Annotated in this window: 1 protein-coding gene; it reads left to right on the forward strand. The window is 72.9% G+C overall.

Annotated elements, in window-relative coordinates:
• Positions 1-726: UvrD-helicase domain-containing protein (locus tag KZA10_RS16770; RefSeq protein WP_218683467.1), on the forward strand; the 726-nt coding region annotated here is incomplete at both ends.

Below are 726 nucleotides of genomic sequence, written 5' to 3' on the forward strand. Positions count from 1 at the left end.
CGCATCGGCCAGGCGACGCCCGGGCCACTGGCTCGGTCGCTCGGCTCCTTCGCCTTCCAGCTGGTGCGTGGAGCGATGGTGAGAGAGGGAGCGGAGCCGCCGGCGCTGCTGACGGGTGCCGACCAGGACCGGATCATCGCCGAGCTGCTCAGCGGCGATGCGGAAGACGGACGCATCCCGTGGCCGGATGCGCTGAGCCCTTCGGTGCGGGCGTCGAAGGGGTTCCGCTCGGAGCTGCGCGCATTCCTCGCCGAGTGCACGGAGATCGGTGTCGACGCCGCGGAGCTGCGAGCATCGGGCAACGAGGTGTGGGCGGCGACGGCGGAGTTCCTCGTGGAGTACCGCGCGGTGCTCGACGCGCTCCGGTCGGCCCACCGTGACGCCGCCGACCTGCTGAGCGAGGCGAGCACCATCCTGCACACGGCCGAGACGGCCGCCCTCGGCCCGCTCGCGCCTCTGCGCGTGGTGCTCATCGACGACGCGCAGGAGCTCACGCGTGGGGGGATCGCCGTCGTGAAGGCCCTGCGCAGCCGGGGGATCGCCGTGCTGGCCTTCGGTGATCCCGACATCTCCTCCGGCTCGTTCCGCGGAGCAAGCCCCGAGCTGTTCGCACAGCTCGCCGGGGTTCTGGGAGAGGTGCACGTGCTCGACGGGCCGCGCCGCCAGCGTCCGGCGCTCACCGCTCTCACCCGCACGGTGACCCAGGCGATCGGTGTGTCGGGCCGG

This window comes from Microbacterium sp. BF1, assembly GCF_019279095.1.
Taxonomy (GTDB): domain Bacteria; phylum Actinomycetota; class Actinomycetes; order Actinomycetales; family Microbacteriaceae; genus Microbacterium; species Microbacterium maritypicum.